Here is a 6,979-nt window from a genome sequence, read left to right as displayed (position 1 = left end):
GCCCTCCACGCGAAGAGAGGCCCCTCACCAAGGAAGCGAAGGCAACCGGTCACAACGAGCCCGCACGGTGCACGAACGGAGATCACCGCGGCACCCCCATCATCACCCACCCGCCAAAAACCCCCGAAGTTATCCACAACCCCCTATCCACAAGCAGCCAACCAAGCCTCCGCCCACCCCAAGCCACCACCAGACAGCCCCAAGCACCCCAAGCACCCCAAGGAACCCAAGCCACCAAACGCCAAGCCCCCACCAAGAAATCCACCACCCACCACGAACCCGGCCCTACTCAGATCACCCAGACCACTCAGCCCCTCAAACCACCCACGCCCGACCCAAGACCTCCCCTCCCCCACACCACCTCCCCCGCAACCCCCTCTCCCGGCACCCACCACCCCCGACCACAACCGCCCCACCGCCCCACCACAATCACCTCCCACCCCACCTCCCCAACTCCACCCACCACCAAGGCGGCCAAACCGTGGACCCACACCCGGAGTTGCCGGACAGCACCCCCGACCGGCCCCAGCCCCAGCCCCCACTCCCGCCCCCGAACCGCACCCAACATCCTGAGCACCCCCCACCCCCGAACCGCACTCCGCCTCCCGAACCTCCCTCACCCCCCAAGCAACTCCCCCACCCCGACAACCTCCCCGCCCCGCGACACACCGCACCCGCAAAGCCCCCCTCACCCCCGAACCACGCCCCGCCCCTCCCGGCTCCCGCCCCCTCCGGCCAGGAACCCGGTCCCCCTGCTCCGCCACCACCGGGTTCAAGGCCCTCCCCGTCTCCCGGTGCCCCAGCCGCCCCTTCCACCCCCTCCGACCAGGCAGGGGCGGGTTATCCACAGGCCCAGCCAGGAACCGTCCATCGACCTACACTCACGCCCATGGCGGCGAGGATCATTCACCGGCTCCGCGAGGGGCTGACCACTCTGCGACGGGACCTGCTGACGGTCCCGGTCATGCCCATGCCGCCGATGTCCCGACCCCGAGCACTGCGCCGGCTGCCGCACGTCATCGTCATCGTCACGGCGCTCGCCCTGCTGCCGAGTTCGGCCGAGCTGATGACCACGTATCACACGCCGGCCAGCACAGCCGTCTTCCTGGTGGCGACGCAGTCCGCCGCGTTGATCACCGCTCTCTACCGGCCGATGCTGGCCTGGTGGATGTCCGTGCTGGGGGCGCTGTTCATGACCGCGTCCGCCGACCCCACGCCCAGCACGACCGACCTCTGGCCGTGGACCGTGGTCGGACTCATCGGGCACTCCGCCGTGCAACTGCTGTTGTCCCTCCGGGTACGCCCCCGGGTGGCCGTGCAGACCCTGGTGCTGTCCCTGCTGGTGATCCCCCTGCCCGCGTGGCACCGCGACTCCCTGGACCGTTCCGACAGTCTGGTGCTGGCCGCGGTGCTGTTCACCGGGGTGACCCTGCTGGGCTCGGCACTGCGAGGTCGGCGTGAGGCGCGCAGCCAGCTGCTGGCGCAGGAGACGCTCACCGCCGAGGAGCGGGCCCGGCGCACCCTGCTGGAGGAACGCGGCAGGATCGCCCGGGAGTTGCACGACGTGGTGGCCCACCACATGTCGGTGATCTCCATCCAGGCGGAGGCCGCGCCGTACCGGGTGAAGGATCCGCCGGAGGAGTTGACGCGCAGTTTCGCGGAGATCCGGGAGAACGCGGTGGAGGCGCTGCACGAGTTGCGGCGCGTGCTGGGGGTGCTGCGTTCCGAGGAGCCCGTCGCCGGGGAGCGGGCCCCTGACGCGCCGCAGCCGACGTTGGAGCGGCTGGACGAACTGGTGGAGAACGTGCGGGCGGCCGGGCTGCGGGTGCGGCTGTCGGTGTCCGGGCAGGTCACGGCGCTGCCGCCCGGGGTGGAGTTGTCGGCGTACCGGGTGGTGCAGGAGGCGTTGAGCAACGCCCTGCGTCATGCCCCGGGTTCGCGGGTGTGGGTGGAGGTGGAGTACGTGCCGGAGGGGGTGCGGCTGCGGGTGGGCAACTCGCCTCCCGATGCGGCGCCGGTTTCCCCGTCAGTGCCCGGGGCGGGGCATGGTCTGCTGGGGATGCGGGAGCGGGTGGCCATGCTGGGCGGTGAACTCCGGGCCGGGCCGACCAAGGAGGGCGGGTTCGAGGTGGTCGGCTTTCTGCCTCGGGGCGGGGAAGGACCGGGAGCTGGTGAAGGGGCGAGGGCCGGTGGAGGAGACTGACGTGACGATCCGGGTGGTGATCGCCGACGACCAGGCGATGGTGCGGGAGGGGTTCTCCGTACTGTTGAACGCCCAGCCCGACATCGAGGTGGTGGGGCAGGCCCTGAACGGGCGGGAGGCGGTGGCACAGGCGGAACGGCTGAGCCCGGACGTGGTCCTGATGGACATCCGTATGCCGGAGATGAGCGGGATCGAGGCCACCCGGCAGATCGTGGGCCGGGCGGAGAACACCACCCGGATCCTGGTGCTCACCACCTTCGACCTGGACGAGTACGTCTACGACGCGCTGCGGGCGGGCGCCAGTGGCTTCCTGTTGAAGGAGGCCTCGGCGGGTCAACTCGCCGAGGCGGTACGGGTGGTGTCCGAGGGGGAGGCGCTGTTGGCGCCGACGGTGACGCGCCGTCTGATCGCGGAGTTCGCTCGGCAGGGCGCGCCTCCGGCGCCCCGGCGGGATCGGGTGGGGGCGTTGACCGAGCGGGAGACGGAGGTGTTGGCGTTGATCGCCCGTGGTCTGTCCAACGGTGAGATCGCCGGGCAGTTGGTGTTGGCGGAACAGACCGTGAAGACCCATGTGGGCCGGATCCTGGTGAAGTTGGGCTTGCGTGACCGTACGCAGGCGGCGGTCTACGCGTACGAGTCGGGGCTGGTGCGTCCGGGGGGATGAGGCCGCTCAGTGGCCGAACGGCGACCGGCCGGCGGCCCCTCCCACTGTCCCGCACCCCATGAGGCCGTGCTCATCACCGGCACCCGCCCTCGGTGCCCGCCCCCGGGCGGCCCCGCGACACGACGGCCGAAGGAAGACGGCGGACCGGCCCGCCGGCCCGACTACCTGAGAACTCGCGGGGACGATACGGGGACGGGCGAGGGGTGCCCGGGGTGAACGGCCTCGACGACCTTCGCTCCGGGCACCCCCCTTCCGGCGTAGGTGAACGGGCCGTGGGTCAGGCCGCCAGCCCGTTGATGCGGTACTGCATGACCCGGTAGTTCTGGTTGTCGAACCACTGGCTGACCGCGATGTGGAAGTTGTCGTAGCTGGAACCGGGGAAGATCCAGCCGCCGTAGGGGCTGGCCACCAGGTTGCCGTTCTCGTTGCCGGGGAGCGTCGGGAGGATCATGGTCTGTTCCGGCGTCTCGAACAGGTTGGAGGTGGGGGTGTCGAAGACCTGGGCGCGGAGGGAGATCTCGTTGGGCTGGTGGTGGAGGTAGGTGAAGGCGTACTTCCCTCCCAGCGCGCGGAAGCAGATCTCACCCCAGCGTCGGGCACCGGTGATGGTGGAGGCGGGTACGCCCCAGCCCCACTGGCCGTCGTAGCCCCAGGGTTCGTACGCGGCCGGGTCGCCGACGCTCTCGTGGCGTACCCGGTGGAGCAGCAGGCCGGAGACGATCTCGCGGTTGAACACCGTGGACAGCACGTAGCACCAGCCGTCGTCGGCGACCGCGTAGGTCTTCTGCTGGAACTGGCCGCCCAGGGCGTTCCCGGGCCACTGGCACAGGTACTCCCAGGTCTCGCCGTTGTCGGTGGAGCGCCAGAAGTCGGAGTGGTGGGTCTGGTAGATCACCCCGCGCATCAGGTGCATGTACATGGTGTCGCCGATGGTGAAGACGTCGGAGGGGATGGCGGTGGTGCCGCCCTCGTGGCCTTCCGGTACCAGGCCCACCGCGTGGTCGCCGCCCACGCTGCCGTCGATGACCAGGTTGTTCAGGTCGCTGCTGCTGGAGCGGAGGCCGATCGGTGAGCGCCAGTCGGGGCCGCCGACGCCTCCGCCGTCGAAGGTGTCGCCGCAGACGTACAGCAGGGAGCCGTTGGGGCACTTCACGGGAATGCCCAGGTCGGTCCAGGGAGCGGCGAACCGGCCTGTCTCGGCGGGCCCGGTGAGGTTACGGATCCTGGTTCCGGTGATGGCGCGGTCACCGCGCCCGCTTCTCGCCTGGGGGGTGCCGGCCCAGGCGGCGCCGGGGGCGGCGGCCAGTCCGGCCGCGCCGAGTGCCGCGCCGACCGAGGTGCGCAGCAGTGCGCGTCGGCTGGGTCTGAGGGGGTTCGCCTGTGCCTTGGGTGATCTGTTCACGTGGTCTCCGGGGACGTGAGGAACCTGGGGAGGACCGGCCGCCCAGGGAGCATCGCTGGGGCTGGTCGGCCGGGATCACTGAATGGGGGTGCTGTGCGAAGGGAGGAAGGAAGAAATCGTTTTCCTCGCTGCGCTGAAAAGTAAGGCAAAGCTTCGTCGGGCGCCAGAGGTCCTACGGCAACTCCGCGCCCCTCGGCCGCCGGCGCGGCGCGGTCGGTGCCGTTCGCCCGCCCTCGTCGACGGCGCCCCCGACAGCCCCCACCCCGAGGGTGGCCGTCGGCGCCTAGGGGCCAACTCCCCTCACTGGCGGGGAGGTTGACTTACCAGGAGGCGGTACGGGAACGCGGCGGGAGGGGGCACCGGGGACTCGACGCGGGGCCCTCGGGTCGGCGGTGGTGCCGTGGCGGGGCGTCAGGGTGTGAGGCCGCCGCCCTCGGCGCGGGCCTTCGGTGTTGCCGAACCCTTCCCCGGCCCCGACCGGGGTGGACGCCGATGGGCGCGAGTGGGTACGGCCGCCCGGACCAGGGGCCAGGTGCGCGGGACCCGGGGCCGTAGGCGCCCGACGGAGCGGTACCGGGGAGGTGGCGGCGCGGCGACTCCGGGGCCCTCGGGGTCCCCGAGAGCGGGGAGCCGTGACGGTTCGCTGAAGGTCCCAGGCTCCGGGGACGGCGCGACCGTGGCGACCGTAGCCCTGGGGTCGGCGCCCGGTCGGGCCCGGGCCCCACCAGGAAGAGGTCCGGGTCAGACGCCGAACGCTTCCGGGTAGCGGATGACCCCTCGGGGTACCGGGGCGTCCGGGTCGAGGCGCAGGGCCATCATGGCCTGGTCCGGGGCGTCGAAGGGCGGTCGGATGCCGTAGCGGGAGGCGGGGACGAAGCCGAAGCGCGGGTAGTAGGTGGGGTGCCCGAGGACCAGTACCAGGGTCTCGCCCCGGGCTCGCGCGGCGTCGAGTGCCGCGTGGATGGCGGCACTTCCGGCACCGGTGCCCTGCCGGGAGGGCAGGACCGCGCAGGGGGCGAGGGTCAGTGCGGCACCACCGGGTTCACCGGACCCGCCGTACTCAGAGTGCTCGGGGCGCCCGGGCCGCTCGGGGTCCTCGATGTGGCAGCGGGTGAGCAGGGCGTGGGCGACGGCTTCGCCCCGCTCGTCCTCGGTGATCAGGGAGAGTCCGGGCAGCCAGGCGTCGGGGTCGGCGCGCAGCCGGTCGACCAGCCGGGCCTCCTGGTCGGTGGGGAAGGCGGCGGTCAGGATGGCCCGCACGGTGGAGCGGTCCTCGGGGGTTTCGGGGCGGGTGTGCCAGCGGGTCATCGCGGTTCCCGGTGTTGGCGGTAGTGGACGCGGCCGATGTCGATCAGTCGCAGTTGGCTGCGGGCGGTCTCCCGTACCTGTTCCTTGTCCCGTCCGCCGCCCTGGTCGGCTTCGAGGAGCGCGGCGGCGGTGATGACCATGTGGTCCACGTACAGCTCGGCCAGCATCCGCAGTTCGGGTTCGGTCCAGTCGGCGGACTCGTCCTCGGTCCGCAGGGCGGCGGTGACCTCGTCGGTGAAGCGGTCCAGCTGGGCGGCCATCTCCGCCCGTACGGCGCGCACACCGCCGTAGCGTTCGCGGGCCAGGAACCGTACGTGGGCGGGGTGGGCGCGCACCCAGGCGGCGATCAGGTCGACCGACTCGTCGATGCGCTCCACGGCGTCGACCTGGCGCACCAGCACCTCGCCGATCAGCTGGTGGAGGCCCTCCAGGGACTCCTGGACCAGCACTATCCCGAGTTCGGTGATGTCGCGGAAGTGGCGGTAGAAGGCGGCGGGGGAGATGCCGACGGCGCGGGTCACCTCGCGGAGTCCGAGGCTGGACAGACTCTGCTCCTCCAGCAGCGCCAGGGCGGCGTCGAGCAGCGCCTCGCGGGTGCGCTCCTTCTTCAACTGCCGTTCGTTGAGGGCGGTCCGGCCGGTCCGGCCGGGGCTTCGCGGGGTGGGGGCGGCGGCTCCGCTGCTGTGACTCACATCATTCAGTAAACACTCGTTTCGGCGGTCACGCCACTGCTACGGTGAAGTCAGTGAACAGTCGTAACCACACTTGTTCACTCAGATGTCACGACCGTCGACCCTCCTCGTCACAGGAGCCGACCACACGGGAGACACCGATGATCCTTCTCGTCGTCGCCGTACTGTTCCTGGCCGTGATGCTGGGCGCGGTGGCACACGCTCCTCTGCCCCTCAGCCTGGTCGCCGCCACCCTGATCGGCGCCTGGCTCCTGGGCTTCGCGGTACGTGAACGACTACGGCACCACGGAGGCAACCGATGACCCCGCTGACCTCGACCCGGCCCACCACCGAACCCACCGCATCCACCGAACCCGCCGCATCCGTCCAGCCCGCCGCATCCACCGAACCCACGGCGCCCACCGCCCCCGCCTCCCCCCGAGGCGGCCGGAGCCAGCGGCTCGCCGCCCGGGTACGCCGCGACGCGGACGACATGGCCGTGGCCTCCTTCGTCCTCGGCCTCACCGGGCTGCTGGTCTTCAACCTCGTACTGGGACCCACCGCGCTGGTCCTCGGCGGCCTGGCCCTCCTCAAGCGCACCACCCGACGCGGCCGGGCCCTGTTGGGCATGGGCCTGGGCGTGGCGGACCTCCTGGTACTGGGGCTCCTGCTGAACGCCAACGACACGGCGATGTGGACCCTCAACTTCGCCACCTGGTGACCCTGGGCCA

The 6,979-nt window shown here is 71.4% G+C and carries 7 protein-coding genes; 4 read left to right on the top strand and 3 right to left on the bottom strand.

Translation table 11 applies throughout. From position 1 onward, the window contains the following. Positions 1-889 precede the first annotated feature (889 nt). Together ABZT14_RS12305 and ABZT14_RS12300 are read left to right on the top strand one after the other, a co-directional pair. A complete protein-coding gene (locus tag ABZT14_RS12305; RefSeq protein WP_356300116.1) occupies positions 890-2,203 on the top strand; it encodes a sensor histidine kinase in 1,314 nt (437 codons plus the stop codon). Position 2,204: 1 nt separating this feature from the next. After that, on the top strand, positions 2,205-2,867 hold the full coding sequence (locus ABZT14_RS12300) for a response regulator transcription factor (RefSeq protein ID WP_356300113.1): 663 nt from the start codon (positions 2,205-2,207) through the stop codon (positions 2,865-2,867). A gap of 277 nt (positions 2,868-3,144) precedes the next feature. On the opposite strand, the gene ABZT14_RS12295 is transcribed toward ABZT14_RS12300, so the two are convergent. From ABZT14_RS12295 to ABZT14_RS12285, 3 genes are all read right to left on the bottom strand, one after another. Then, the gene (locus ABZT14_RS12295) at positions 3,145-4,269 is read right to left on the bottom strand and encodes a DUF4185 domain-containing protein (protein WP_356300110.1); all 1,125 of its coding nucleotides are present in this window, start codon (positions 4,267-4,269) and stop codon (positions 3,145-3,147) included. A gap of 741 nt (positions 4,270-5,010) precedes the next feature. Beyond that, entirely contained in the window at positions 5,011-5,577 is a 567-nt protein-coding gene (locus ABZT14_RS12290; RefSeq protein WP_356300107.1) for an N-acetyltransferase, read from the bottom strand. After that, positions 5,574-6,188: a TetR family transcriptional regulator gene (locus ABZT14_RS12285; RefSeq protein ID WP_356300205.1), complete on the bottom strand. Its 615-nt coding sequence runs from the start codon at positions 6,186-6,188 to the stop codon at positions 5,574-5,576. The genes ABZT14_RS12290 and ABZT14_RS12285 overlap by 4 nt, the downstream gene beginning before the upstream one ends. Positions 6,189-6,409: 221 nt before the next feature. Between ABZT14_RS12285 and ABZT14_RS12280 the strand changes: the two genes are divergently transcribed. Together ABZT14_RS12280 and ABZT14_RS12275 are read left to right on the top strand one after the other, a co-directional pair. Beyond that, positions 6,410-6,571, top strand: a complete 162-nt coding sequence (locus ABZT14_RS12280) for a hypothetical protein (RefSeq protein WP_356300104.1) — start codon at positions 6,410-6,412, stop codon at positions 6,569-6,571. After that, a complete protein-coding gene (locus ABZT14_RS12275; protein ID WP_356300101.1) occupies positions 6,568-6,969 on the top strand; it encodes a DUF4190 domain-containing protein in 402 nt (133 codons plus the stop codon). Before ABZT14_RS12280 ends, ABZT14_RS12275 begins: the two co-directional genes overlap by 4 nt. Positions 6,970-6,979: the final 10 nt, after the last annotated feature.

Origin of the sequence: Streptomyces sp. NPDC005438, assembly GCF_040606315.1 — a bacterium.
GTDB lineage: Bacteria > Actinomycetota > Actinomycetes > Streptomycetales > Streptomycetaceae > Streptomyces.
This window is presented reverse-complemented; position numbering and strand designations above follow the sequence as displayed.